General features: G+C 74.1%; 23 protein-coding genes, 1 tRNA gene, 1 pseudogene and 1 riboswitch. Of the genes and pseudogenes, 11 read left to right on the forward strand and 14 right to left on the reverse strand.

All coding sequences use genetic code 11. From position 1 onward, the window contains the following. Positions 1–93: 93 nt before the first annotated feature. From JE024_RS13855 to glyA, 3 genes are all read right to left on the reverse strand, one after another. Positions 94–675 carry a 2'-5' RNA ligase family protein gene (locus tag JE024_RS13855; RefSeq protein ID WP_205373891.1) on the reverse strand — a complete coding sequence of 194 codons (582 nt, stop codon included), beginning with the start codon at positions 673–675 and terminating at the stop codon, positions 94–96. A gap of 207 nt (positions 676–882) precedes the next feature. Further along, the gene (gene trpS / locus JE024_RS13860) at positions 883–1,893 is read right to left on the reverse strand and encodes a tryptophan--tRNA ligase (protein ID WP_205376539.1); all 1,011 of its coding nucleotides are present in this window, start codon (positions 1,891–1,893) and stop codon (positions 883–885) included. A gap of 132 nt (positions 1,894–2,025) precedes the next feature. Further along, positions 2,026–3,294, reverse strand: a complete 1,269-nt coding sequence (glyA, locus tag JE024_RS13865; RefSeq protein ID WP_205373892.1) for a serine hydroxymethyltransferase — start codon at positions 3,292–3,294, stop codon at positions 2,026–2,028. Positions 3,295–3,334: 40 nt separating this feature from the next. Further along, a riboswitch (ZMP/ZTP riboswitch) is annotated at positions 3,335–3,423 on the reverse strand. A gap of 124 nt (positions 3,424–3,547) precedes the next feature. Here glyA and rocD point away from each other — a divergent pair. Then, positions 3,548–4,762: pseudogene (gene rocD / locus JE024_RS13870) on the forward strand (ornithine--oxo-acid transaminase); the annotation flags it as partial. A gap of 200 nt (positions 4,763–4,962) precedes the next feature. Here rocD and JE024_RS13875 read toward each other — a convergent pair. From JE024_RS13875 to JE024_RS13890, 4 genes are all read right to left on the reverse strand, one after another. Continuing rightward, positions 4,963–6,144, reverse strand: coding sequence for a glutathionylspermidine synthase family protein (locus JE024_RS13875; RefSeq protein WP_205373894.1), 1,182 nt, complete (start codon positions 6,142–6,144; stop codon positions 4,963–4,965). A 5-nt stretch (positions 6,145–6,149) separates the two neighbouring features. Further along, positions 6,150–6,440, reverse strand: coding sequence for a hypothetical protein (locus tag JE024_RS13880; RefSeq protein WP_205373895.1), 291 nt, complete (start codon positions 6,438–6,440; stop codon positions 6,150–6,152). Positions 6,441–6,828: 388 nt separating this feature from the next. Further along, a complete protein-coding gene (locus tag JE024_RS13885) occupies positions 6,829–8,073 on the reverse strand; it encodes a helix-turn-helix domain-containing protein (protein ID WP_307840698.1) in 1,245 nt (414 codons plus the stop codon). After that, positions 7,976–8,614, reverse strand: a complete 639-nt coding sequence (locus JE024_RS13890; protein WP_205373897.1) for a hypothetical protein — start codon at positions 8,612–8,614, stop codon at positions 7,976–7,978. Before JE024_RS13890 ends, JE024_RS13885 begins: the two co-directional genes overlap by 98 nt. A gap of 101 nt (positions 8,615–8,715) precedes the next feature. Here JE024_RS13890 and JE024_RS13895 point away from each other — a divergent pair, with 101 nt between their 5' ends. Beyond that, a complete protein-coding gene (locus tag JE024_RS13895) occupies positions 8,716–9,570 on the forward strand; it encodes a hypothetical protein (protein ID WP_205376540.1) in 855 nt (284 codons plus the stop codon). Positions 9,571–9,592: 22 nt separating this feature from the next. Here JE024_RS13895 and JE024_RS13900 read toward each other — a convergent pair whose 3' ends face one another. Next, positions 9,593–10,630 (reverse strand): hypothetical protein, encoded by a 1,038-nt coding sequence (locus tag JE024_RS13900; protein ID WP_205373898.1) that lies wholly within the window; start codon positions 10,628–10,630, stop codon positions 9,593–9,595. 171 nt (positions 10,631–10,801) lie between these two features. Between JE024_RS13900 and JE024_RS13905 the strand changes: the two genes are divergently transcribed. Further along, complete coding sequence (locus JE024_RS13905) at positions 10,802–11,323, forward strand: hypothetical protein (protein ID WP_205373899.1); 522 nt, start codon at positions 10,802–10,804, stop codon at positions 11,321–11,323. A 105-nt stretch (positions 11,324–11,428) separates the two neighbouring features. Here the strand turns inward: JE024_RS13905 and pdxR are convergent, their stop codons facing one another. Beyond that, entirely contained in the window at positions 11,429–12,850 is a 1,422-nt protein-coding gene (pdxR, locus tag JE024_RS13910) for a MocR-like pyridoxine biosynthesis transcription factor PdxR (RefSeq protein WP_205373900.1), read from the reverse strand. Positions 12,851–12,897: 47 nt separating this feature from the next. Between pdxR and JE024_RS13915 the strand changes: the two genes are divergently transcribed. The 7 genes from JE024_RS13915 (at position 12,898) to JE024_RS13945 (ending at position 17,653) form a co-directional block, all read left to right on the forward strand. Then, positions 12,898–13,407 carry a carboxymuconolactone decarboxylase family protein gene (locus tag JE024_RS13915; RefSeq protein WP_205373901.1) on the forward strand — a complete coding sequence of 170 codons (510 nt, stop codon included), beginning with the start codon at positions 12,898–12,900 and terminating at the stop codon, positions 13,405–13,407. Positions 13,408–13,439: 32 nt separating this feature from the next. Continuing rightward, entirely contained in the window at positions 13,440–14,192 is a 753-nt protein-coding gene (locus tag JE024_RS13920) for an isocitrate lyase/PEP mutase family protein (RefSeq protein WP_205373902.1), read from the forward strand. Between the two features lie 51 nt (positions 14,193–14,243). Then, on the forward strand, positions 14,244–14,585 hold the full coding sequence (locus JE024_RS13925; RefSeq protein WP_205373903.1) for a hypothetical protein: 342 nt from the start codon (positions 14,244–14,246) through the stop codon (positions 14,583–14,585). Between the two features lie 176 nt (positions 14,586–14,761). Next, complete coding sequence (locus JE024_RS13930; protein ID WP_205373904.1) at positions 14,762–14,968, forward strand: DUF1272 domain-containing protein; 207 nt, start codon at positions 14,762–14,764, stop codon at positions 14,966–14,968. 170 nt (positions 14,969–15,138) lie between these two features. Further along, complete coding sequence (locus JE024_RS13935; RefSeq protein WP_205373905.1) at positions 15,139–15,807, forward strand: hypothetical protein; 669 nt, start codon at positions 15,139–15,141, stop codon at positions 15,805–15,807. Between the two features lie 303 nt (positions 15,808–16,110). Beyond that, a complete protein-coding gene (locus JE024_RS13940; protein ID WP_205373906.1) occupies positions 16,111–17,010 on the forward strand; it encodes a helix-turn-helix domain-containing protein in 900 nt (299 codons plus the stop codon). A 52-nt stretch (positions 17,011–17,062) separates the two neighbouring features. Then, entirely contained in the window at positions 17,063–17,653 is a 591-nt protein-coding gene (locus tag JE024_RS13945; RefSeq protein WP_205373907.1) for a Uma2 family endonuclease, read from the forward strand. A gap of 95 nt (positions 17,654–17,748) precedes the next feature. Here the strand turns inward: JE024_RS13945 and JE024_RS13950 are convergent, their stop codons facing one another. The 5 genes from JE024_RS13950 to JE024_RS13970 form a co-directional block, all read right to left on the reverse strand. Beyond that, positions 17,749–18,711, reverse strand: coding sequence for an ABC transporter substrate-binding protein (locus tag JE024_RS13950; protein ID WP_205373908.1), 963 nt, complete (start codon positions 18,709–18,711; stop codon positions 17,749–17,751). Position 18,712: 1 nt separating this feature from the next. Continuing rightward, positions 18,713–20,719 (reverse strand): ABC transporter permease subunit, encoded by a 2,007-nt coding sequence (locus tag JE024_RS13955; RefSeq protein ID WP_372449806.1) that lies wholly within the window; start codon positions 20,717–20,719, stop codon positions 18,713–18,715. Between the two features lie 331 nt (positions 20,720–21,050). Further along, positions 21,051–22,151, reverse strand: a complete 1,101-nt coding sequence (locus tag JE024_RS13960; protein WP_205373909.1) for a quaternary amine ABC transporter ATP-binding protein — start codon at positions 22,149–22,151, stop codon at positions 21,051–21,053. Next, complete coding sequence (locus JE024_RS13965) at positions 22,148–23,683, reverse strand: GMC family oxidoreductase (protein ID WP_205373910.1); 1,536 nt, start codon at positions 23,681–23,683, stop codon at positions 22,148–22,150. Before JE024_RS13965 ends, JE024_RS13960 begins: the two co-directional genes overlap by 4 nt. Positions 23,684–23,700: 17 nt before the next feature. Beyond that, positions 23,701–25,188, reverse strand: coding sequence for an aldehyde dehydrogenase family protein (locus JE024_RS13970; protein ID WP_205373911.1), 1,488 nt, complete (start codon positions 25,186–25,188; stop codon positions 23,701–23,703). A 666-nt stretch (positions 25,189–25,854) separates the two neighbouring features. On the opposite strand from JE024_RS13970, the gene JE024_RS13975 reads away from it, so the two are divergent. Next, a tRNA-Arg gene (locus JE024_RS13975) sits at positions 25,855–25,928 on the forward strand.

Below are 25,928 nucleotides of genomic sequence, written 5' to 3' on the forward strand. Positions count from 1 at the left end.
GGCTACGCCTACCCGGTCACCGCCCGTGCAGCCCCCGCGACCCGCCGGGACGGCCGCGACCGAACGCAGGTGCCGGGCGCCGCTGGCGGCAGGTCAGAGGGTGGTGGCGTGCTCGTCGACCGGGGAGCCCTGCGCGGGGACGCCCGCGACGCCGCCGCCGAAGGCGTAGGTGTTCAGCTTCCGCCACACCGCGTCCGTGCCCTGCTCGTAGAGCGCGAAGGAGGCGCACGTCCAGGCGGCGGTGTACTCGGACAGCTCCGTGTACGCCCGGTCCATGGCCTCCTCGGCGATGCCGTGGGCCACGGTGACGTGCGGGTGGTAGGGGAACTGGAGCTCGCGTGCCAGCGGCCCGGCGGTGTCGCGCACCCGCTCCTGGAGCCAGGAGCAGGCGGAGCCGCCCTCGACGACCTGGACGAAGACCACGGGCGACAGCGGACGGAAGGTGCCGGTGCCCGACAGCCGCATCGCGAACGGCCGGCCCGCGGTGGCGACGGCGGCCAGGTGGGCCCGCACGGCGGGCAGCGCGCCGGAGTCGACCTCGGTGGGCGGCAGCAGCGTGACGTGGGTCGGGATGCCGTACGCGGCCAGGTCCCCGAAGCCCGCGCGGCGTTCCTGGAGCAGGCTGCCGTGTGGCTCCGGGACCGCGATCGAAACGCCGAGCGTTACGGTCCCCACGTCGTTCTCCTCGGGTCTGTGCACCGGGTGTCCGGTACGAGGTCGGTTGTGGTGGTGCAGCCGCCAGTGTGGCGGCTGCACCCACTTCGTGGCCAGAGTCCTTGGACACAGGTCCTTCGGCTCGGGCGGGGCCGTGACGGCTCCGTGACGGCGCGGTGACGGCCCGCTGCGGGCCCCGTGCGGGCGCCCGGCCCGCACGGTGGCTTTTCAGTGCTTCGCGGGGATGAATCCCACCTTGTCGTATGTGCTGGCCAGCGTCTCGGCGGCCACCGTACGGGCCTTCTCCGCGCCCTTGGCGAGGATCGAGTCCAGCGTCTCGGTGTCGTCCAGGTATTCCTGCGTACGGGTGCGGAAGGGTGTGACGAATTCGACCATCACGTCCGCGAGGTCGGTCTTGAGCGCACCGTAGCCCTTGCCCTCGTACTTCTGCTCCAGATCGGCGACGGCCGTACCCGTGAGGGTGGAGTAGACGGTGAGCAGGTTGCTGACACCGGGCTTCTCGGCGGGGTCGAAGCGGATCACGGTGTCGGTGTCGGTGACCGCGCTCTTCACCTTCTTCGCGGTGGCCTTCGGCTCGTCGAGGAGGTTGATCAGGCCCTTGGGCGTGGAGGCCGACTTGCTCATCTTGATCGCCGGGTCCTGGAGGTCGTAGATCTTGGCGACCTCCTTCAGGATGTGCGGGCGCGGCACGGTGAAGGTGTCGCCGAAGCGGCCGTTGAACCGCTCCGCGAGGTCGCGGGTCAGCTCGATGTGCTGGCGCTGGTCCTCGCCGACCGGGACCTCGTTCGCCTGGTACAGCAGGATGTCGGCGACCTGGAGGATCGGGTACGTGAACAGGCCGACCGAGGCGCGGTCGGCGCCCTGGCGCGCGGACTTGTCCTTGAACTGCGTCATCCGCGAGGCCTCGCCGAATCCGGTGAAGCAGTTCATCACCCAGGCGAGCTGCGCGTGCTCGGGCACGTGGCTCTGCACGAACAGGGTGCAGCGCTCCGGGTCCAGGCCGGCGGCGAGGAGCTGGGCGACCGCGAGGCGGGTGTTGGCGCGCAGCTCGGCGGGATCCTGCGGGACCGTGATCGCGTGCAGGTCGACGACCATGTAGAAGGCGTCGTGGGTCTCCTGGAGCGCCACCCACTGGCGGACGGCGCCGAGGTAGTTGCCGAGGTGGAACGAGCCCGCGGTGGGCTGGATCCCGGAGAGCACACGAGGACGCTGCTGCATGGCGGTGCCATTCCCCTGCTGGTGGTGGGCGACGGTCGGGTCAGAGGCCATGCACATCATTCTCTCAGGTGCCCGGCGGGCCCCGGTCCGCCGGGCGCGCGCCGGTCGCGCGCCCGGCGGGCGGGGGCGCGGTCAGACCGCCAGGCCCGGCGCGGGGTGGGCGGCCATCAGGGCGGCGACCTCGGCGCGGACGGCGGCGAGGGTCTCCTCGTCGCCCGCGGACGCCGCGGTGACGGCCCGGTCGATCCACTCCGCGACGGCGGGCATGTGCTCGGCGGTCAGCCCGCGCGAGGTGAGCGAGGGCGTGCCGATACGGATGCCGGACGGGTCGAACGGCTTGCGGGGGTCGTAGGGGACGGTGTTGTAGTTGACGACGATGCCGGCCCGGTCGAGGGCCTTCGCCGCGATCTTGCCGGGCACGTCCTTCGAGGTCAGGTCGATGAGGATCAGGTGGTTGTCGGTGCCGCCGGAGACCAGGTCGAAGCCGCGCTCCAGCAGCGCGTCGGCGAGCGCCCGGGCGTTGGCCACCACCGCGTGGGCGTAGTCGCGGAAGGAGGGCAGCGCGGCCTCCTTGAGGGCGACGGCGATCGCGGCGGTGGTCTGGTTGTGCGGGCCGCCCTGGAGGCCGGGGAAGACGGCCTTGTCGATCGCCCTGGCGTGCTCCTCACGGGCCATCAGCATCGCGCCGCGCGGGCCGCGCAGGGTCTTGTGGGTGGTGGTGGAGACCACGTCCACGTGCGGCACCGGCGACGGGTGGGCGCCGCCGGCGACGAGGCCGGCGATGTGCGCGATGTCGGCGACCAGCACCGCGCCCGCCTCCCGGGCGATCTCCCCGAAGGCGGCGAAGTCGATGGTGCGCGGCAGGGCGGTGCCGCCGCAGAAGATGACCTTGGGCCGCTCCTTGAGGGCCAGGTCGCGCACCTCGTCGAAGTCGATCAGGCCGGTGTCGCGGCGCACCCCGTACTGCACGCCGCGGAACCAGGAGCCGGTCGCCGAGACGCCCCAGCCGTGGGTGAGGTGGCCGCCCATCGGCAGGGCCATGCCCATCACCGTGTCGCCCGGCTCGGCGAAGGCCAGGTAGACGGCGAGGTTGGCCGGGGAGCCGGAATACGGCTGGACATTGGCGTGGCCGGTGCCGAAGAGGGCCCGGGCGCGGGCCACGGCCAGGGACTCGACCGGGTCGATGTTCTGCTGGCCCTCGTAGTAGCGGCGGCCCGGGTAGCCCTCGCTGTACTTGTTCTGGAGGACGGTGCCGGACGCCTCCAGCACGGCGGAGGAGACGTAGTTCTCGCTCGGGATGAGCCGCAGGGTCTCGGCCTGGAGCAGCTCCTCGGCGCCGACGAGGGCGGCGAGTTCGGGGTCGGCGGCGGCGAGGGCGGGATGCGGGAGCGGAAGGGCCATGGGTGTCCTCCGGGACGGTCCGTGACGATCGGTCGTTGTCCCGGGGTGCCCAGGCGGACGGCACCACGTGCGAAGCCCCGCACGGCTCCCCCGGGGTCGATTCCCCGCGCGCCAGTCGCCGTACGTCGCGCCACCCTAGCGGGCCCGGCGTGTGGGGGACGGCGGCGTCCGCATGGCGAGCGACCATGGAGAAGGGGGCCGGCCGAGAGGGTGGGGGCCACCGGGGGGCCGCCGCACGACGATCGGAGCACCCGTGTCCACCACGCCGCCCGCCACGACGTCCGCCCTCGCCGCCGCCGAGGCGCACACCGCGCACACCTACCACCCGCTGCCGGTCGTCGTCGCCTCGGCGGACGGCGCCTGGATGACCGACGTGGAGGGCCGCCGCTACCTCGATCTGCTCGCCGGCTACTCCGCGCTCAACTTCGGACACGGCAACCGGCGCCTGATCGCGGCGGCCAAGGCCCAGCTCGACCGGGTGACGCTCACCTCCCGGGCCTTCCACCACGACCGGTTCGCCGACTTCTGCGCCCAGCTCGCCGAGCTGTGCGAGATGGAGGCGGTGCTGCCGATGAACACCGGCGCCGAGGCCGTGGAGACGGCGGTGAAGACCGTCCGCAAGTGGGGCTACCGGGTCAAGGGGGTGCCCCAGGGGCAGGCGAAGATCGTCGTCGCCGCGAACAACTTCCACGGCCGCACCACCACGCTGATCAGCTTCTCCACCGACCACGACGCCCGGGCGGACTTCGGCCCCTACACCCCGGGCTTCGAGATCGTGCCCTACGGCGACCTGACGGCCATGGAGAACGCCCTGTCGGCGAACACGGTGGCCGTGCTGCTGGAGCCCGTCCAGGGCGAGGCCGGGGTGATCGTGCCGCCGCCGGGCTATCTGCGCGGGGTGCGCGAGCTGACCCGGGAGCGCGGGGTGCTCTTCGTCGCCGACGAGATCCAGTCCGGCCTCGGCCGCACCGGTGCCACCTTCGCCTGCCGCCAGGAGGGCGTGGTCCCGGACATGTACGTGCTGGGCAAGGCGCTGGGCGGCGGCGTGGTGCCGGTCTCGGCCGTGGTCTCGTCGGCCGAGGTGCTCGGCGTCTTCCGCCCCGGCGAGCACGGCTCGACGTTCGGCGGGAACCCGCTGGCGTGCGCGGTGGCGCTGGAGGTGATCGCGATGCTGCGCACCGGCGAGTTCCAGCAGCGCGCCGCCGAGCTGGGCGCGCACCTGCACCGCGAGCTGGGCGCGCTGGTGGGCGGCGGCTCGGTGGACGCGGTACGGGGCCGGGGCCTGTGGGCCGGCATCGACGTCGCCCCGTCCCGGGGGACGGGGCGCGAGATCTCGGAGCAGCTCATGGAACGCGGCGTCCTGGCCAAGGACACCCAGGGCGCGACGCTCCGGATCGCGCCGCCGCTGATCATCTCCGAGGAGGACCTGGACTGGGGGCTCGACCGCCTGCGCGAGGTCCTGGCGGGGGGCGGATCGGGCGGATCGGGCGGCGCGGGGGGATCGGGCGGATCGGGCGGATCGCCGGGGGCGTGATGTCCTGACGGCGGCGCGGGGGCCGCGGGCGGCGCGCCGGGGGCGTGAGGCGGGCGGGCCCGCCGCGGGTGGCGGGCCCGCCCGGGCCGGAGGTCCCGTGCGGACCGGGGTCGGGGCCTCGGGGCCTCGGGGCCTCAGAGGATCACGTGCGGGAGGAAGCGGGCGTACCCGTCCGTGATCAGACCGGCCGACTCCCGGATGCCGAGGCCGGCCGACTCCCCGTCGACCACCCAGGCGCCCAGCACCGTGCGGTTGCCGTCGAACGAGGGCAGCGGCGCCAGCTCCTGGTGGCAGCAGGGCTCACCGGGCTGGACGAACGCGCTGCCCGCCTCGTGCACGGTGACGCCGGCGCCCTCGCGGCCGAGCAGCGGCTTGGACACCCAGCCGGGCCCGGCGGCCAGTTCGCGCGGCCCGTCGAGATAGGCCGGGAGCAGGTTCGGGTGGCCCGGGTACAGCTCCCACAGGATCGCCAGCAGCGCCTTGTTGGAGAGCAGCATCTTCCACGCGGGCTCGATCCAGCAGGTGGTCCCGGTGCCGCCGCCGTTGTCCAGGGTGTCCAGGACGTGCGGACCGAAGTCGTCGGTGACCAGCCACTCCCACGGGTAGAGCTTGAAGCAGCTCCGGATGAAGCGCAGCCGGTCGTCGACGAAGCGGCCCGAGATGCCGTCCCAGCCGATGCTCTCGACGGAGAGCGCCTCCGTCTCGATGCCCGCCTGTTCGGCGGTCTCGCGCAGATACGCGACGGTCATCAGGTCCTCGCCGCACTCGTCGCCGTCGGTGTGCACGAAGTGCACGGGGCCGGGCGGCAGCAGCGGCGCCTGACGGCGCCAGGCGGCGACGAGGCGCTCGTGGAGGGAGTTCCACTGGTCGGCGCCGGGGAAGCGCTCCTCCATCCAGAACCACTGGGGGCTCGCGGCCTCGACGAGCGAGGTCGGGGTGTCGGCGTTGTACTCCAGCATCCTGGCGGGGCCGGTGCCGTCGTAGTGGAGGTCGAACCGCCCGTAGAGGGACGGCAGTTCGTCGCGCCGCCGCCAGGCCTCGGCGACATGGGCGACGACCCGGGGGTCGGTGATGCCCAGTTCGGCGAAACGCTTCTTCTCGACGATGTGGGCGGCCGCCGCCAGCGACATGGCGTGCAGTTCCTCGACCACCTCCTCCAGGGCCTCGACCTCGGGGAGGGTGAACTCGTAGTAGGCGCTCTCGTCCCAGTAGGGGCGCAGGGAGCCGTCCGGGTGCCGGGTCAGCGGGTAGACGCAGCCCTGCGCCTCGACGGTCTCCTGCCAGCCTTGGCGCGGCTCGATGGTGCGGCGCTGCACGGCGCTCAGCCCCCGCCCGAGCCGGACTTGCCGAAACCGCCGCGCTTGACGGCGGACTTGTCGAAGCTGCCGCCGGAGACCTTGCCGTCGCTGACCGTGCCGCCGTAGTAGTACTTGCCGCCACCGCCGCCCGAGCCGTTGCTGCCGCTCTTGCAGCGGGAGTCCGGCAGTATCTCGCGCGACACGGGGTCGGCACACCGCTTGTCCGGCTCCGACCCGCACGCCGCGAGCGAGGCGGCGAGCAGCCCCACCCCTCCGAGCAGCACCGTGCCCGACCTCAGCCTGCGTCGTCCCATCGTGACCTCTCCCCCGTCGTCCTGCGTCGTCCTGCGTCGTTCCGACGTCACCGGCCGGGGCCGGTGCGTCCACCTGATGTCCACGCCCCGAACGGCACCCGCGGTTCCGCTTCCCGCCCGCCGACCGCACGGCGCGGCGCCCGCGTGGTGCGGGCGGGCCGTGCGACGGCGGCTGCGCGGCGCGGTGTCCTGCGTGGCGCGGCGTGCTGGGTGATGCGGGCTGCGGCGTTCTGCGTGGTGTGTCGGTTCCCGGCCATGTCCGGTTCCCCTGCCATCCTGCCCCGCCGGGGTCCGCCCAGGCACTGCCGGGGTCCGGCAGACTCCACCGCGCCCCAGGTGCCCGCGCCCGGCAGCCCACCGGGGGGGGGGGGGACGGCTGGTCGCCGCCTCAGAGAGCGCGCAGCCGGTTCTCCCGGCCGATACGCCGCTCGCCGAGGCTGATGACGGGCGCGTTCTCCCGCCGTGGCCCGGCGGCCGCATCGACGTCCGGCGCGAGTGACCTCAGGAGCACGGGGTGCAGGGCCACGTCCTCGGCCGCCTGAAGAAGCGAGGGCTGCTCGCCGTACCGGCGGGTCAGCATCGCCCGCATGAGTGCCGGCTGTTCCGGATGCACGGTCACCGGCTCGGCCGCTCGCCAACCGCGCGCGGACAGTTGCTTGTACAGGCTTTCGCGGCGGGCGGCGTCCACATGTCCGAGATCGTGCGCGCGGTTGATCAGGGCCTGGATCGAGACGCCCCAACGCTTTTTCAGAGCAGCGAAGTCCCTCAGCATCAAGGGCCCGTCGAAGGCCTCCGCGGCGCGTTCACGCGGCAGAAGGAACGCTCCTGCGAACCGGTGCGCCTCCACCTCGGCGGTGGGGGCGTCGAGCAGCCCCCGGCGGGCGGGGTGCAGCACCAGGTGGCCGAGTTCATGGGCGGTGGTGAAACGCTGCCGGTCACCGCTGCCGGCGGAGAAGTAACTGACCAGCATCGGATCACCTGCGCCCCGCCAGCAGGAAGCACCGGAGTGCCCCACGACGATCTCCTCGCCATTGCCCTGGGCATCGACCAGCACCAGCGGCACGACGGGGATACCCGCGCCCTCACAGGCACGGATGACGTGCCCGACGACGCCGTCGCGGGCCAGGCCCAGCGCGTCACGGGTGAGCCCGGCGAGCTCCTCGATGTCGTCCATGCCGAGGTCGCCCTCGGCGCGCGGCAGCCGGGTGCGCCGCACCCGGGTCTCGGCGATGAGGCCGGCTGCGACGCGGTACGCCTCGCGCACGGTCGCCTCGACCCGTTCCACCTCACGCGCCGACGTGCCGGCCTTCTTCCGGAAGGCCAGCGTGTCGGTCGGCAGATCCACCGGGTCGATCTCGAAGAAGGACATGGGCGTGCCGGTGGCCTGGGCGATACGCGTCAGCACGTCGTCGGTGACCGCCCTGGTGCCCCGCTGCATCTGCGAGACAAGAGGCTGGGAGACGCCTGCGGCCTGGGCCAGTTCACCCTGGGTGAGACCCATCAGGAGTCTGAGCGTGCGGATACGCTCCCCAGGATTACGCCCCACTTCCTTCACCCTCTTCGCGAAGATCGTCGTCGAAATCGAAGGGCAGCGCGATGCCGCCCTCGTCCGGGACGAACTCCCACTCGGCACCCGTGAACGTCTCAGTGTGGCGGGGCAGCTCGAAGTCCAGGTCGAACTTGGGCGGGCGACCCGGCTTCCACTCCCCGATCGGACGCACGATGCGCACGGAGATCTCCCCGCCGGTCTCCGCAGGAGACAACCAGACGGCGAGGAGGTTGCTCACCTCGACACCGAACAGGTCAACCGTTCGATTTCGATAGTAGCTAATCCGCGCCTTGTTCCTGCCGGGGGCGGGAATCAGATCGAACGGCGTGGCATGCAGGAGCCGCAGGGTCATGGTGCCGTGCGCCAGATGCAGACGGCCACTGGCCACCGAGAGGGGGCGCCAGCCTCCCAGATCCGCCCGCCCGGAGTGCAGCTCCTCCAACCGCCGCCTGGCGTGGTCGCGCGTGAGGTCCGTGCGCCCCTTGCTGTAGCCCTCACCGACCATCCCCGTCTCGTCGTAGTGACCGTGCGCGGCGGTGTAGCCAAGGTCGAGCGCGGCATACAGGGGCTCGGCCAGCCCTTCGGTGGCAGCCGTGATGTAGGAGGCGTCCTCAGGTGTGAGCATGCGCGTTATTTTATAGCGCCGAATCCCACACCCGTGGAACAGTGCACAGGTTCCACCCTTTCGGGGCCCGCGAAACCTAGAGTCCCCTCGTGTTCCTCGGGATGATCTGCGCCCTCGCGTCCGCGGTCTGCTACGGCACGGCCTCCGTCCTCCAGGCCATGGCGGCGCGCAGCACCGCGCCCGGCAGCGGGTCCGGTGTGGACGCGGCGCTGCTGATGCGGGCCGTGCGCCAGTGGCGGTATCTGCTGGGGCTCGGGCTGGACGGGGCCGGGTTCCTGCTCCAGATCGTGGCCCTGCGGGCGCTCCCCATCTACGCCGTCGGGGCCGCGCTCGCCGCGAGTCTCGCCGTCACGGCGGTCGTGGCGGCCCGGCTGATGCGGATCCGGCTGAAGCGGGCCGAGTGGGCGGCGGTCGCCGCCGTCTGTCTGGGGCTGGCGCTGCTGGGCCTCGCGTCCGGGCCGGAGGGCGACCGGGAGGGCTCGGACGCGCTGCGGTGGTCGATGCTCGGCGCGGCGGCGGGGGTGCTCGCCGTGGGCGCGCTCGCCGGGCGGCTGCCGGACAAGCCGCGCGCGCTGGTGCTGGGGCTGGGGTCGGGCATCGGCTTCGGGGTCGTCGAGGTGTCCGTCCGGCTGATCGACTCGCTCGCCCTGCCGGGCCTGTTCGCCAACCCGGCGCTGTACGCGCTGCTGCTCGGCGGCGGGGCGGCCTTCCTGCTGCTGACCTCGGCCCTCGCCCGCGGCTCGGTGACGACCGCGACCGCCGGGATGGTCATCGGCGAGACCGTGGGGCCCGCCCTGATCGGCGTCGTCTGGCTCGGCGACCGCACCCGGGAGGGCCTGGCCCCGCTCGCCGTCGCCGGCTTCACCGTCGCGGTGGCGGGCGCCCTGGCACTGGCCCGGTTCGGCGAACCGCCGGCCCGTCCGGAGCCCGCTCCAAACGCCGCCCCGGCCGGGTGAGCGGCCGGCCGGGGCGCACGGCTCAGTCCTCCCCGTCGACGCCTCGCGCGGTGCGCCATTTCCGCAGGTCGTCCAGCACCTTTCGCGTCAACTCGGCGTACTGCACGGGGCACTCCCACAGGCCGCGGTCGGAGAGCTCGGCCGGCACGGGGGTGTCCGGGTGGTCGTCCGGTGCGTACAGGTGGACCACCGCGCTGTACCGGGCCTTCGTCTTGGACGGTACGGAGGACCAGGGGTGCCGCGGATGCGCGCAGGCGACGTCGAGGTCGACGGTGGCCAGGGCGGCGGCGATGTCCCGTGTGTACGAGGGCGGCAGGCCCGCGTACGACTGGGCGACGCCCATCCACAGGCACAGGTGCAGGCCGATGCGCTCGTCGTCGCGCACCCGGCCGGAGAGCAGGCGGCGGGCGGACCACAGGGCGACCGGGCCGGTGTTGTCCTCCCAGGTGCGGCGGATCGACTCCTGTGCGGCCACGATGTCGAGGCTGCCGTCCTCCCGGACGAACTGCGCGTCGAGGTGGGAGACGTCGATGTCGCCGAAGGTCTGATTCCGCGCCGCGCTCAGCTCGCCCACGGCCTCGTCCGCGAGGTCCGCCAGGAGCCTCTCGCAGGTGAACGCCGCGGAGTCCTCCTCGTCGAGGTCGTAGTCCTCGGTGAATTCCGCCCACCCGGCCCGGGTCAGCATGCTCACCCCGGCCTCGACCTGGTACTCCCCGCCCAGCCGCTCGAGGTGAGCGCCGTCCGCGCACGCGCAGGAGGCGCCGGCCGGCCCGGACCGGAGCCCGTCCAGTGCCCGGATGTACGCCTCGAACAGGGACGCCGAGTGGACGCGGGAGGCCAGGTACCAGGAGGTGGCGTGCAGGAGGATCGTGTATCCGGCCCGCTCCCGGCGGGCCTCCGGCGTGCCGTCGCGGCCGATCGCGCCGGCGGCGTCCGCGGCAAGACCGGCGAGGGTCGGTTCGGGATCCGCATAGGGGTAGTCGTTGACGATCCCGGACAGGTCGGAGATCAGTTCCTGACGGCTCGGGTGCAGCACACGCGTCTCTTCGGTCACATCCATCACGGACGGTGCCGGACACGGGGCGGTTCCCCGGCGGACGCGACCGGCGGGGACGCGCCGCCGGTGCGTCCGGGCGCTCACGGATCCAGCGGGGCCGCGGCCGGTCACGCGGCGACCCGCCCACGGTCGCGCCCGCTTCGCCTCGCACACGCGTGCTGGAACAATTCCCCTGTGGTGGACAACAGTTGGTGGATCGGGCTGATAACCGGCGGCACCGCCGTCGTCGCGAGCTGGGTGACCGGGCGGAGCCTCACCCGGTCGGCGCGGGTGGAGGCCGAGGTCACGGCGACCGCGGCCGAGGTGGCGCAGGCGCGCACCCGGCGGCGGGACGCGTACCGGGAGCTGAGCGCCACGGTGCACGGGCTCTCCGAGGTGTTCTGGCGCATGGAGGAGGCGGACGCCGCTCCCGAGGGCGCACGGCGGGAGGCGATCCTCGGGGAGATGCGCAACGCGTCACGCGCCGCGCTCAACGAGGTGACGCGGGCCAGCCGCGAGGTCGCCCTGGAGGGGCCCGCGGATGCCGCCGAGGCCGCGAGACAGCTGCGGCGCAGGGCGCTCACTGCGCAGCGGGAGCTGGTCGGCCTGGCCACGGGCGAGGGGGACCGGGAGGCGTACGACCGGGCCTACCGGGTGTTCCGCGAGGAGCACTCCCGCTTCCTGGACCTGGCCCGCGCGGCCCTGGAGGTCGGCTGAGGCGGTGGTCGGCGAGTCCGTGGCCGGGCGCGGGGCGGCCCGCGCCCGGCGGGCCCGGCGCGGACTCCGTTCCCGGCGGCTCACGGACCGGCCCGCCTCCGGTGGTCACGCCGTCGCGCGGAGCACGTTGCACAGGGTGTCGAGCGTCCCGCTCCAGGAGCTGTCCGAGGGGGTGCCGTAGCCGACGACCAGGCCCTCCGGGCCGCCCGGGAGGGCCGACGGGTGGCGGAAGCGGGAGAGCCCCTGGACCTGGAGGCCGTGCCAGGCCGCCGCTCGCAGCGCCAGGGCCTCGCCGCCCGGGGGCAGTTCGAGGACGGCGTGCAGCCCGGCGGCGATCCCGCTCACCCGGACGTGGGGCGCGTCGCGGCGCAGGCGTTCCACCAGGTCGTCGCGGCGGCGCCGGTAGCGCAGCCGCATGGCCCGGACATGGCGGTCGTACGCGCCCGAGGTGAGGAACTCCGCGAGGGTGAGCTGGTCCGTGACGCCGGTCAGCCGCTGCTCGCCGCCGCTCGCGTCGAGCACCTCGCCGACGACGGGCTCGGGCAGCACCATCCAGGCGAGCCGCAGCCCCGGGGCCAGGGACTTGCTGGCGGTGCCGAAGTAGACGACCCGCTCGGGGTCGAGCCCCTGGAGCGCGCCCACCGGCTGGCGGTCGTAGCGGAACTCGCCGTCGTAGTCGTCCTCCAGGACCAGCCCGCCCGTCCGGCGCGCCCAGTCGACGACGGCGGCGCGGCCGGTGGGCGACAGCGGGACGCCGAGCGGGAACTGGTGCGCCGGCGTCATCAGCACCGCACCGGCCCCGTGCAGCGCCCCGGGCGGCTCGGGGCGGGTGCCGGTGGCGTCGAACGGCAGTGCGGAGAGGGCCAGTCCGGCGTCGGTGAGCAGATCCCAGTGGATGTCCAGCCCGTAGGACTCGACGGCGGCCCGGCGCACCCCGCGGCGGGCCAGTGCCCGGCCCATGAGGGCGAGCCCGTGCGCGAATCCGGAGCAGATCAGGATGCGTTCGGGCGTGGCGTGCACCCCCCGGGCACGGGCCAGGTAGTCGGCGAGCGCGGTGCGCAGTTCGACGCGTCCGCGCGGATCGCCGTACCCGAACGCGTCGTCGGGGACGCCGGCGAGGGCCCGGCGGGCCGCCTTGAGCCAGGCGGCCCGGGGGAACGAGGCGACGTCGGGGCGCCCCGCCATCAGGCTGTAGGCGGGGCGGTCGCGCACCGGCCGGCTGCGCGTCGGCGCCGCGGGCGCCGGGGCTGGCGGCCGGACGGCGGGGCGCGGGGCGACCCGGGTGCCGGAGCCCTGCCGGGCGGTGAGCCAGCCCTCGGCGACGAGTTCGGCGTAGGCGTCGGCGACGGTGTTGCGGGCGATGCCGAGGTCGGCGGCGAGCGAACGGGAGGACGGGAGCCGGGTGCCGGGTGCGAGCCGGCCCGTGCGCACGGCGTCCCGCAGGGCGCCCATCAGGCCGGCGCGCAGACGCGGTCCGCTCAGGTCCAGGTGCAGGTCGGCACCGAAAGTGGCCCGGGAATCGGTCATGGGAATGGACCATACTCCTGCGCCACACGACGCCTACGGTCGGACGCATGACGACGACACCGACGGCATCCGAAGGCGGCTACGCCCCCGAGCACACCCCCCGGCTGAGCGTCTCCGGCGTGCTGCCCCACGTCTACAAGGCGGCGGCGCGGCTGGACGCGGAGGCCCGCAAGGGCCTCGACCCGAAGCTGGTCGAGCTGGTCAAGATCCGTGCCTCGCAGATCAACCACTGCGCGTTCTGCCTCGACATGCACAGCAAGGACGCGCTGGCCGCCGGGGAGTCGGTGGAGCGGATCGTGCAGCTGTCCGCGTGGGAGGAGTCGCGGCACTTCTACACGGAGAAGGAGATCGCGGCGCTCGAACTGACGGAGGCGGTGACGGTGCTCACCGACGGCTTCGTCCCCGACGAGGTGTTCGAGCGGGCGGCCAAGCAGTTCGAGGAGACGGAGCTGGCCCAGCTCGTCGCGTCCATCGGCATGATCAACTTCTGGAACCGCCTCGGCGTCGCCGGCCGCCTGACGCCCGGCCACTACCACCCGGGCTCCCCGAAGCACTGAGCCGCCCGGAACCTGTCCACGGAAAGGCCGACATGACGAACACCGGGACGCAGTACTTCCGTTCACTGCACCACGGCAGGCATCCGGAGCATCCCCTGGTCCTGCCCGGACCGTGGGACGCGGCCGCCGCCCGGGCGTTCGCGGACGCCGGCTTCCCGGCCCTGGCGACGCCGAGCGCGGGGGTCGCGGCGTCGCTCGGGTACGCGGACGGGGACGTGCCCGCGGACGAGATGTTCGCGGCCGTGACCCGGATCGCGCGGGCGGCCGGCGTACCGGTCAGCGCGGACCTGGAGGGCGGGTACGGGCTGCCGCCGAAGGAGCTGGTCGAGCGGACCCTCGCGACGGGCGCGGTCGGCTGCAACCTGGAGGACAGCGGCCCGTCCGGCGCGCTCGCGGACCCGCACCGGCACGCGGACTGGCTGGCCGAGGTGTGCGCGGAGGCCGACGGCGCGCTGTTCGTGAACGCCCGCGTGGACACGTATCTGCGCGGCGACACGGACCCGGAGGCGGCGGTCGCCCGGATCACCCTCTACGAGGCCGCCGGGGTGCACGGCGTCTACCCGATCACGGCGCCGCCGGAGCATCTGCCGGTACTGGCGGCCGCGACGACGCTCCCGGTCAACGTCCACGCCGCCGCGACCGCTCCCCCGGTCGCGGCGCTCGGCCGGCTCGGCGCCCGCCGGATCACCTTCGGCCCGGGCCTTCAGCGGCGGGCGCTCGGGGCCGTGGCGGAGATGGCCCGCGAGCTGGCCGGATTCCCCCCGGACGCGGCGCCGACCCTCTGAAGAGGCTCAACTCCCTTGCCCCGTCCGTCTCGCCGCACGGACGATCGAGGCATGTTCGGACTGACGAAGCGGGATGCGCAGACCATTTTCGTACGGGACTCGGACGCCGTGACCGCCGCGCTCGGAAAGGCACTGGCCGAGGCCCCGCCGGAGGAGCGGCCCGGTCTGGAGCGTGCGCTGGAGATCGCCGGCGGCGTCTGTTCGTCCTCCGAGGCCGAGACGCAGGCCCGCTGGGTCCGCGCCCACCTGGACGCGGCGGCGGTGACGGGCCCGGCCGACTCGGTCACGGCGATCAAGGCGCTGCGCGAGGCCGCACCGGGGATGAGCCTGCTCGCCGCGGTCGAACTGGCCCGCACCACACGGGCGGTGGAGGACGCGCGGGGCGCCGCGTAGCGCGGGTGGCGGGCGGGGCGCGGCACGCGAGGGCGGGCGGGGCGTCCCGCCGGTTCCGCCGGGTCGGGCGCTGTCCCGATCCCTTCGATCTTTGGCCGTGGCAGGTGTGGAGAGCGCCGGGCGGGGCGCGGACCATGAGGGAGTTCGTTCGCCGTCGTGACGAGGGAGGGGCCGACGTGGCTCTGGAGATGCGAGACCGGTGTGAGCGCTGCGAGACGGCCGTCCTGGCGGCCGACGGGCCCGCGCGGATCTGTTCGTACGAGTGCAGCTTCTGCGTGGCCTGCGCCGACGCCATGACGGGTGTGTGCCCCAACTGCGGTGGCGAACTGGTGCCCCGGCCGCGCCGCGCCGCCGCGGACCCCGCCGGGACGCGGGACGCCTGAGCCGGTCCGGGGCGCCCACCCCGAGGGCGGCGCGGGGGCGGATCGGGAGCCGTTCAGGGACCGTTCGGGGGCCGTTCAGGGACCGTCGGGGGCGGATCGGGGGCGGATCGGGCGACCATATATCTTGACGATCGAGATACTTTGCATCCTCGATCCAGAAGGGCACGCCCGTGTCACTGCTGTTCGCCGTTCTCGCGGCCGGTCAACTCGCCCTGGCCGTCGCCTTGGCGCGGTACGTGCGGACGGCTCCCGGGCGCCTCGCCCTCATACCCGCCCTGACCTGCGCCGCCCTGGTCTGGGACAACGGGGTGATCGCGCTGGGCGCCGCCATGGGCGAAGGGCCGCTCCTGGAAGCGCTCAACACGCCCCGTTTCGTGCTGCATGCCCTGCTCACGCCGCTCCTCGTCATCTGGGCGCTGACGGCGGCGGAGTGCGCCGGCGTGCGCGCCGCCTCCCGCCCGCCGCTGCGCATCGCCGCGGGCGTGCTCACCCTGCTGCTGATCGTCGCGGGCACCGCCCACGACATCGTCGGGCTGTCCCTGAGCCCCGAGGAGTGGCACGGAGTCCTGCGCTACGCGAACGACGCCCCCTCCCCCGTCGGCCCGCTGCCGGCCATCGTGACCGGCCTGGTGGTCCTCGGCGCCGGGATCGCCGTCTGGCGGCGCACGGGCTTCGGGCCGCTCGCCGTCACGGCGGCCGTCATGGTCGTCGTCTCCGGGGCCGCCGCGGGAATCCCCGTGCTCGGCAACGCGGGCGAGGTCGTCCTCGCCACGGGGTTCCTGCTCACCGTCCGCCGCTTCCTTCCCGGCCGGACGGCTCCGGAGGCGGCCACCGCCTGACCGCGCGCCACGCATCGCCGCAGGTCGCACCGGATCGCGGGAACCCGCGACCCGGTGTCCCGCGACCCGCTCGCGCACGACGCAAAAGACTTTCAAGTACCGGGGGAAAGAACCTCACCCACCCCACCGGAGCCCGCGACGCAATGCGTCACCCTCCCGGGTGACTTGGGCCGATCGGACTGGATTTCGGGCCGGTGGGCGGGCATATGCTCGCCGCGACAACTCCAGACATGCGTCGGCCCCCGGCCGGGACTGCGAATCCCGATCGAGGGCCTGACCACCGAGGAAGTACGAGGCTTCCCGATGGATACCCCGCAGATTAGCGCGCCCTCGCGCGCCCCGTCCCGCGTTCCCGGGCGCGTCACCGCTTTCGGCGTCGTCCACGTCCACGCGATCCACACCGAGCGCTTCACCATCGTCGGCAACCACCTCGCCCAGCACGGCGCGTTGTCGCTGACCGCTATCGGGCTCGCCGTGCACATCCAGTCGCTGCCCGACGGCGCGAAGGTCGGCGTCAAGGCGCTCTCCGCCCGCTTCCCGGAGAGCGAGGCCCGGATCGCCACCGCCCTGCGCGAGCTGGAGACCCACAGCTACCTGCGGCGCTTCGTGGAGCGCCTTCCCGGCGGCAAGGTCGTCACCCGCACGCTCTCGTACGCCCGGCCGGAGGGGGTTCGCGAGGCAGTGCCCCCGGAGCCGGTGCGGCCCGTGGAGCCCGTGCGGCCCGCCCCCGCCCCCGTCGCCCCCGTCGAGCCCGAGCCCGAGCCGGTGCCGGTGCCGGAAGCCGCCGCCCCGCCGCCGGAGCCCGGGACACCCCCGGCCCCGCTCCCGGAGCCCGCCGCGTACGACCCGGACCGCCACCGCACCGCCTCCGGCCTGCTCTCCGCGCTGCGGCGCGACGACGCCCGCCTGCTGCTCTCCGCGCACGAGGTGCGCCGACTGACCCCCGCCGTCTCCGCCTGGCTCGAACGCGAGGCCCACCCCGACGCCGTCCGCCTCGCTCTCACCACCGGCCTGCCCGCCACCCTCAGACGCCCCGCCGGCCTCCTCGCCCACCGCCTCGCCACCCTCCTGCCGCCACCCCTCCCGGCTCCGCCGCCCCCGCCCCTCCCGATGCGGAACTGCGACGGCTGCGAACGCGGCATCCGCGCCCCGGAGGGGGAGCTGTGCCGCGACTGCCGGGGCACGGCGGCGAGGGCCGCCTAGCATGAGAGGGACGACCCCTGCCGCCGGGTACGGACGACGAGGAGCGAGCCCCATGACCATCGCCCCGGACGACGCTCAGCACGACGCCCGCCTGTACGAGGTCATGCGCGAGTTCGTCCAGTCCATGGACGACACCCTTCCCGGCAAGTTCGAGATCACCAAGGAAGGGATCGTCCACGACATGATGTCGCCCGCACGGCCGCACGAGCTCACCGTGCTGCGTGTCCGCCGGCGCCTCGAACAGGTGCTTCCGGAGGGCTTGGTGGCGCACACCGGCACGCCCGACGTGGAGCACGCGGGCGAAGGCGTCATGCGCCACCCGGACGTGATGGTCATCGCCGAGGCCGACATGGAGGGCGAGGGCTCGTTCGACCCGTACACCGTGCTCGCCGCGATCGAGGTCGTCTCCCGCTCCAACCCGGACAACGACTGGGTGGGCAAGATGCGCGACTACCCCTTGCTCGGCATCCCGGTCTACGCGCTCTTCGACCCCCGCACCGGTTCCGGCGCGGTACTCGGCGACATCCACACCACCCCGGCGGGCCCGCGCTACGCCGCCCGCCGGGAGTTCGTGTACGGCGAGAAGGTCACCATCGGCGACTGGACGATCCCGACCGAGGGGCTGCCGCTGTACGCGGACTGATCAGGCGTCCGCCCGTACGTCACGACACCCGCCGGTACGCGGCGGACCCGCACGCTCGGCGAGCGTGCGGGTCCGGTCCGGGGAGCGCGGGGCGTTCAGCCCTGCGGCAGCCACTCCCGCCAGGTCGGCTCGTTCGCGGCGACCCACTTCCTCGCGGCCTCCTCGGGCGAGAGCTTCTGCTCCGCGATCATCAGGGAGACCTCGTTCTGTTCCTTCTCCGTCCAGCGGAACTTCTTCAGGAAGGCGGCCGCGTCGCCGCCCTTGTCCGCGAAGCGGGTGTTGAGGAACTTCTGGAGGGGGGTGTGGGGGTAGGCGCAGGCGACCTCGTCCGGGTCGGCGTCGCAGCCCTCGGTGTACTCGGGGAGCTTCACCTCCGTCATGGGCACCTTCTCGAAGAGCCACTGGGGCTTGTACCAGTAGGAGAGGAACGGCTTCTTCGCCTTGGCGAACTGCTGGATCTGGGTGATCTGCGCCGCCTCGGAGCCGGCGAAGACGACCTGGTAGTCCAGGTCCAGGTTCTTCACCAGGGCCTTGTCGTTGGTGACGTAGGACGGGGAGCCGTCCAGCAACTGGCCCTTGCCGCCGCTCTCCGCGGTGCGGAGCTGGTCGGCGTACTTGTCGAGGTTCTTCCAGTCGGTGACGTCCGGGTGCTGCTCGGCGAAGTACGTGGGCACGAACCAGCCGATGTGGCCGGTGACCCCGAGGTCGCCGCCGCGGGTGATGGTGCCCTTGTCCTCGATGTAGCGCTGCTCCTGCTCCGGGTGGCCCCAGTCCTCCAGGATGGCGTCCACCCGGCCCTGGCTGAGCGCGTCCCAGGCCGGGACCTCGTCGATCTGGACGGTGTCGACGCGGTAGCCGAGCTCCTTCTCCAGCAGGTACTGCGCGACGGCGACATTGGCCTGCGCGCCCACCCAGGACTGCACGGACAGGGTGACCGTGCGGGCACCCTGGGCGGCGGCGTACGGGGACGCCTGCTTCGTCATGTCGGCCGCGCCGCAGCCGGTGAGCACGGTCAGACCGAGGGCGGCGGCGAGGACGGCGAAACGCGGGCGAGCCATGTCAGGCCCCCTTTCCGGCGGGTGCGCGACGGTCCGTGGGCTGGGTGACGCGGTCGAGCATCAGGCCGAGGCAGACGATCGCGGCGCCCGCGACCAGTCCGGTCGCCAGGTCGCCCTGGGCGAGGCCGAAGACGACGTCGTAGCCCAGCGCGCCACCGCCCACCAGGCCGCCGATGACGACCACGGCGAGGACCAGGACGACACCCTGGTTCACCGCGAGCAGCAGCGCGGGCCGGGCGAGGGGCAGTTGGACCTGGAGGAGCTGCTGGCGGCCGGTCGCGCCCAGCGAGCGCGCGGCCTCCACGGCGGACGGGTCCACGGCGGCCATGCCCTGCGCGGTGATGCGGACGACGGCGGGCAGCGCGTACACCACGGCGGCGGCGACCGCCGGCGCGCGGCCGACGCCGAAGAGCGCGACCACCGGGATCAGGTACACGAACTGCGGCATCGTCTGGAAGACGTCCAGCACCGGGCGCAGCGCGCGGTTCAGCCGGGCGCTGCGGGCGGCGGCGATGCCGGTGGCGAAGCCGGCGACCAGGGTGACGGCGACGGCGGCCAGCACCTGGGACAGCGTGTCGAGCGCGGGCTCCCACACGCCGAGGACACCGATCCCGGCCATCGCGAGGACGGCCGTCGCGGCCGTGCGCCAGGTGCCGATGAGCAGGGCGAGCGCGCCGACCAGGAGCAGCACGGCCCACCAGGGCAGCCACGTCAGGCCGGAGCGCACCGGGTCCAGCACCCAGGTGGTGAAGTGGGCCGCCCAGTCGGAGGTGCCGCCGATGACGGGGACGCCGGTGTAGAGGTGGGCGGTCATCCAGTCGACGGCCCGGTTGACGGGCTCGGCGACGTCCAGCGTCCAGGCGTCGGGCCAGCCGAGCCGGCCGGTGAACCGGCCGGCCAGCGCGGCGGCGAGGGTGACGGCCGCGGCGATCGCCCAGCCGAGGCGGGCACCGCGGGCGGGGGCGTCGCCGAGGCGGGCGCCGGCGGCCGCGGTGACGCGGTCGAGGACGACGGCGAGCAGCACGATCGGGACGCCCGCGGCGAGCGCGGCACCGACGTCGACGGAGGCCAGCGCCTGGTAGACGCGGTCGCCGAGACCGCCGGCCCCGATCACGGAGGCGATGACGGCCATGGAGAGCGCCATCATGATCGACTGGTTGAGGCCGAGCAGGAGTTCCTTGCGGGCGAGCGGCAGCCGGGCGGTCAGCAGCCGCTGCCGGGCGGTCGCGCCGAGCGAGGCGGCGGCCTCCATCACCCCGGCGTCCGCGCCGCGCAGACCGAGCGCGGTCAGCCGGGCCATGGGCGGGGCCGCGTAGACGACGGTGGCGAGGACGGCGGCGGGCACGCCGATGCCGAAGACGAGGACGACCGGCAGCAGGTAGGCGAAGGCGGGGAGCACCTGCATGGTGTCGAGGACGGGGCGCAGCACGCGGTGCATCCGGTCCGAGAGGCCGGCGGCGAGACCGAGGAGGCCGCCGAGCAGCACGGACGCGGCGACGGCGACGGCCATCAGGGCCAGCGTCTGCATGGTGGGCACCCACATGCCGAGGAGCCCGCAGGCGGCGAACGCCGCGACGGAGCCGAGCGCGAGGCGGACACCCGCGACGCGCCAGGCGATCACACCGGCGGCCGCGGTGACACCGGCCCAGCCGGCGGCGAGCAGCACCAGGTAGACCGCGCGCACCGAGAGCACGACGGCGTTGCTGACGTGGCCGAGGACGTAGAGGAAGAGGGGGTGGCTGTCCCGGTTGTCGATGATCCAGTCGCTGGTGTCGCCGAGCGGTCCGGAGAGGTCGACGGCCATCCGGCCGGGCCAGGTGCCGCCGCCGAGGAGGACGGCGCCGAGGACGAGCAGCACGGCGGTCCCGGCGGCGATGAGCCGCGTGCGGTGCCGGGCGAGCGAGCGTCGCGCCGACCGGGAGGACGCCGCGGCCGCGGGGGACGTCGCGGCCGCGGCGTCGGGGGCGTCCCCGGTGGAGGTGCCGACGGGCGTGGCGGTGGCGGTCACCGGCCCCACCGCCCGGGGGCGGGGGCGGTCGTGACCGGCCGGGGCGCGGGGAGGGCACTCACCGGCCGGGGCACGGGGAGGGCACTCACCGGCCGCGGCGCGGGGATGCGGGGTATCCGGGGGCCGCAGCCCGTCAGGCGCGGGGTGCGGGGGCCGAGGGTGCGGGCCGCCGTGGCCGAGCCGGGGCGGCGCGGCGCGGCGGAGGCGCGGTCGTGCGGGGTGCGGGGGCCCGGTATGCGGGGGGTGTCGTGCGGGGTGCGGGGCGTGCGCGGGTCGGAGGCGGGGCGGAGGGCGCGGGGGCCCGGCGGGGGCCAGGTGGTGTGGGAGTGCATCAGGCCACCGCCTTCCGCGCCGGGGGCGTGACACCGGCGACCACGCCCAGCAGCCCCGCGTGGTCGACGACGCCCAGGCAGCGGCCGCCCTCGACGACGCGGGCGGACTCGCCGGTGCGGGCGACGGCCTCGATGGCCTCGTGGACGGTGGCGTCCGGCGCGAGGGCCGGGCCGGTCTCCGTCTCGGCGGCGGCCGCCGGGCGCATCGCGGCGCGCACGGTCATGACCTGCTCGCGCGGCACGTCCCGGACGAAGTCGCGGACGTAGTCGTCGGCCGGCGAGCCGACGATCTCCTCGGGGGTGCCGAGCTGCACGATCCGGCCGTCGCGCATCAGCGCGATCCGGTCGCCGAGGCGCAGCGCCTCGGCGAGGTCGTGGGTGATGAAGACCATGGTGCGGCCCTCCTCCCGGTGGAGGCGGACGACCTCCTCCTGCATGTCCCGCCGGATCAGCGGGTCGAGCGCGCTGAACGGCTCGTCGAACAGCAGCACCTCCGGGTCGACGGCGAGCGCGCGGGCGAGGCCGACGCGCTGCTGCTGGCCGCCGGAGAGCTGGCCTGGGCGCCGGTGCTCCAGGCCGGCGAGGCCGACCTTCTCCACGAACCCGGCCGCCCGCGTACGCCGTTCCGCGCGCCCGACGCCCTGGATCTCCAGGCCGTAGGCGATGTTGTCGAGGACGGAGCGGTGCGGCAGCAGGCCGAAGTGCTGGAAGACCATGGCGGCCCGGTGGCGGCGCAGGGCGCGCAGCCGGCCCGCGTCCATGGAGAGCACGTCCTCGCCGTCGATGGCGATCGCGCCCGAGGTGGGTTCGATCAGCCGGGTCAGACAGCGCACCAGCGTGGACTTGCCGGAGCCGGACAGGCCCATGACGACGAAGACCTCGCCCTTGCGGACGTCGAAGGAGACGCCGCGCACGGCGGCGGTGCAGCCGGTGCGCTCGCGCAGCTCGGCGGCGTCGAGCGAGGCGAGTTCCGGGTCGGCGGGGACCCGGTCGGCCTTCGGGCCGAAGACCTTCCACAGGTCGCGCACGGCGAAGACGGGCGGCGCCGCCTCGGGGGTGTCGGGTGCGCCGGATGCGGCGGGTGCGGTGGCGGTACTCATCGGCTCGTGCCTCCCAGCAGGTCGGCGCACTTCTCGCCGACCATGAGGACGCCGATCATCGGGTTCACGGCGGTCATGGTCGGGAAGACGGACGCGTCGGCGATCCGGATGTTCTGCAGGCCCCTGATCCTCAGGTCGGGGGCGACGACGGCGAGTTCGTCGTCGGCCGCGCCCATCCGGCAGGTGCCGGCGGGGTGGTAGACGGTGTGCGCGACCTGGCGGGCGTAGGCGCTCAGCTCCTCGTCGGAGGTGATCTCCGGGCCCGGGCAGACCTCCCGCTTCAGCCAGCCGGCCAGCGGCTCGGTGGCGGCGATCTCGCGGGCGACGCGGATGCCGTCGACCAGGGTCCGGCCGTCGTAGTCGTCCTCGTCGGTGAAGTACCGGAAGTCCAGGGCGGGCTTGACCGCGGGGTCGGCGCTCGTCAGGTAGAGCCGGCCGCGGCTGCGGGGCTTCGGGATGTTCGGCGTCATCGACACGCCGTGCGCGGGGCGTTCGTAGCCGATCCGCTCCGGATTGTCGGTGAACGGGATCTGGTAGAAGTGGAACATCAGGTCCGGCCCGGCGGACGCGGGGTCGCGGCGGACGAAGAGCCCCGCGTCGGAGTCCATCGCGGAGTTCTCCGGGATGGGGCCGTGGGTCTCCCAGACGATCACCGACTCGGGGTGGTCGAGCAGGTTCTCGCCGACGCCCGGCAGGTCGTGGACGACCGGGATGCCGAGCTTCTCCAGGTCGGCACAGGGCCCGATGCCGGAGTGCAGCAGCAGCCGCGGGGTGTCCACCGCGCCCGCGCACACCAGCACTTCGCGCCGGGCGCGCACGACGTGCTCCGCGCCGTCGGCGGTGCGGATGTGCACGCCGGTGGCCCGGGTGCCCTCCAGCTCCAGCCGGAACGCCCAGGTCTCCAGGGCGATGTGGAGGTTGGGCCGGTCCAGGAACGGGTGCAGATAGGCGACCGAGGCGGAGGAGCGCTTGTTGTCCTCCGGGTGGTACGCCAGGTCGAAGAAGCCGGTGCCCTCGTGGAAGGGCGCCCGGTTGAAGCCCTCGACGCGCGGCACCGACAGGGCCGCCTGCGCGGCGTCGACGAAGTCGCGGGCGATGGCGTTCCGGTCGGCCTCGTCGACGGGGACGATGTTGTTGCGCAGCCGGCCGAAGTACGGGTCCATCGCGGCGGCGTCCCAGCCCTCGGCGCCCGCCTCGGCCCACTCGTCCCAGTCGGACGGCAGCGGCTTGAAGGCGATCAGGGTGTTGTGGGACGAGCAGCCGCCGAGCACCCGGGCGCGGCTGTGGCGGATGTGCGAGTTGCCGCGCGGCTGCTCGGTCGTCGGGTAGTCGTAGTCCAGCTCGCCGCCGAGCAGGCCCATCCAGCGGCGCAGGGTGAGCACGTCGTCGCGGCCGACGTCGCTGGGGCCGCCCTCGATGACGGCGACGGTGACGTCCGGGTCCTCGGTCAGCCGGGAGGCGATCACCGATCCGGCGGTGCCGCCGCCGACGACGACGTAGTCGTAGACCTGGTTCTCGTGGTTCTCGGTCATGGGTCCGTCCCCCGTGCTCAGCCCGCGAACCAGCGCACGGGGCGCGGGGCGAGGTTCTCGTAGACGTGCTTGGACTCGCGGTACTCGGCGAGGCCCGTCGGCCCGAGCTCGCGGCCGGTGCCGGACTTGCCGAAGCCGCCCCACTCCGCCTGCGGCAGATAGGGGTGGAAGTCGTTGATCCAGACCGTGCCGTGGCGCAGCCGGGCGGCGACCCGCCGGGCGCGGGCGGTGTCGGCGCTCCACACGCCGCCGGCCAGGCCGTACTCGGTGTCGTTGGCGAGGGCGACGGCCTCGTCCTCGGTGGTGAAGGTCTCCACGGTGAGGACCGGGCCGAACACCTCCTCGCGGATCACGCGCATGTCGCGGTGGCAGTGGTCGAGCACGGTGGGCCGGTAGAAGAAGCCGGGCCCCTCGGGCTTCTCGCCGCCGGCGCGGAGCACGGCGCCCTCCCTCAGCGCGGAGGCGACGAAGTCCTCGGTCTTCGCGAGCTGGGCGGCGGAGACGAGGGGGCCGCACTCGACGCCCTCGTCGGTGCCCCGGCCGAGGCGTATCCGCTCGGCGCGGCGGGCGAGTTCGGTGACGAAGCGCTCGCGCACCGACTCCTCGACGATCAGCCGGGAGCCGGCCGAGCAGACCTGGCCGCTGTGGATGAAGGCGGCGTTGAGCGCCTGGTCGACGGCGGTGTCGAAGCCCTCGTCGGTGGCGCAGGCGTCGGCGAAGACGACGTTCGGGTTCTTGCCGCCGAGCTCCAGGGCGACCTTCTTCACGCCCTCGGCCGCCGCCTTGGCCACCTTGACCCCGCTGACGAGGCCGCCGGTGAAGGAGACCAGGTCGACGTCCGGGTGCTCGGCGAGGCGGGCGCCCACGGTGGCTCCGGGGCCGGTGACGATGTTGGCGGCGCCGAGCGGCAGCCCGGCCTCCATCAGCAGCTCGACGAGCACGACCGTGGTCAGCGGGGTGATCTCGCTGGGCTTGACGACGAAGGTGTTGCCCGCGGCGAGGGCGGGCGCGATCTTCCAGCTCGCCTGGAGCAGCGGGTAGTTCCACGGCGTGATCAGCGCGCAGACGCCGACCGGCTCGTGCACGACGACGCTGTGGATGTCGTCCGACCCGGCGTCGACGACCCGGCCGCCGCTCTCCGCCGCCAGCAGGTCGGCGAAGTAGAGGAAGGCGTCGCGCACGCAGTCGACGTCGACGCGGCCCTCCTCCAGCGTCTTGCCCGCGTCCCGGCTCTCCAGGGCGCCGATCCGCTCCCGGTCCCGCTCCAGCAGCCCGGCGACCCGGCGCAGCAGCGCCGCGCGGTCGGCGGCCGGCGTACGGGGCCAGGACCCGTCGTCGAAGGCCGCCCGGGCGGCGGCGACGGCGTCGTCGGTGTCCGCGACGTCGCCCTCCGACACGACCGCGAACACGTTCGCGTCGACGGGGTCGATGATCTCGCGGGTGGCGCCGGAGACGGCCGCTCGCCACTCTCCGCCCACATGGATGGTCTGTTGTGCTGCCGACACGTCGCGTTGTGGCCTTTCGTTCCCGGTACTTCCCCCTGCCGGTCGCCCCGGCGATCGGGCCGCCTGCCCCCGCCCCGCCGATCCATGCGTATCGCTTCACGGATAGTGGGCCGCTTCACACCGCGCGTGAGACGGGGGTCACGCCCCGGCGGGCGGCTTCCGCCCGTCCGGCGGAGCCGGGGTGGCGGGCGGCTTCAGCCCGTCCGGCGCGGTGCCCGGCGGAGCCGGGGTGGCGGGCGGCTTCAGCCCGTCCGGCGATTGAGGACACGGCCGCAGGCCGTGCCACGACCACCGGGCCCGCGCCCGGAGCGCTGCGTTCCCGACCGCGGCCCGGTGGCCGCGGCACCACGCTGCGCGCGGTGTCCTCAAACGCCGGACGGGCTGAAAGGGCAAGCGCCCCGGGACCGGAGCCTCAACCGCCGACGGGCCCCGAAGGGCCGGCAACCTCAGCCCGTCCGGCGATTGAGGACACGGCCGCAGGCCGTACCCCGACCACCGGGCCGCGCCCGGAGCGCCGCGTTCCCGACCGCGGCCCGGTGGCCGCGGCACCACGCTGCGCGCGGTGTCCTCGAACGCCGGACGGGCTGGAAAGGCAGCCCCACGCCAAGCGCCCCGCAGGGAAAAGGCGTTGTTCCGCCGGAGCGGGCGCCGCTAGCGTCAGCGCATCGACGTGTAGCTCAGTCAGCCAGAGCGCCGGGCTTCGGACCCGGAGGGCGCGGGGGCGGAACCCGCCACGTCGG

Source organism: Streptomyces zhihengii (assembly GCF_016919245.1).
Lineage (GTDB): Bacteria > Actinomycetota > Actinomycetes > Streptomycetales > Streptomycetaceae > Streptomyces > Streptomyces zhihengii.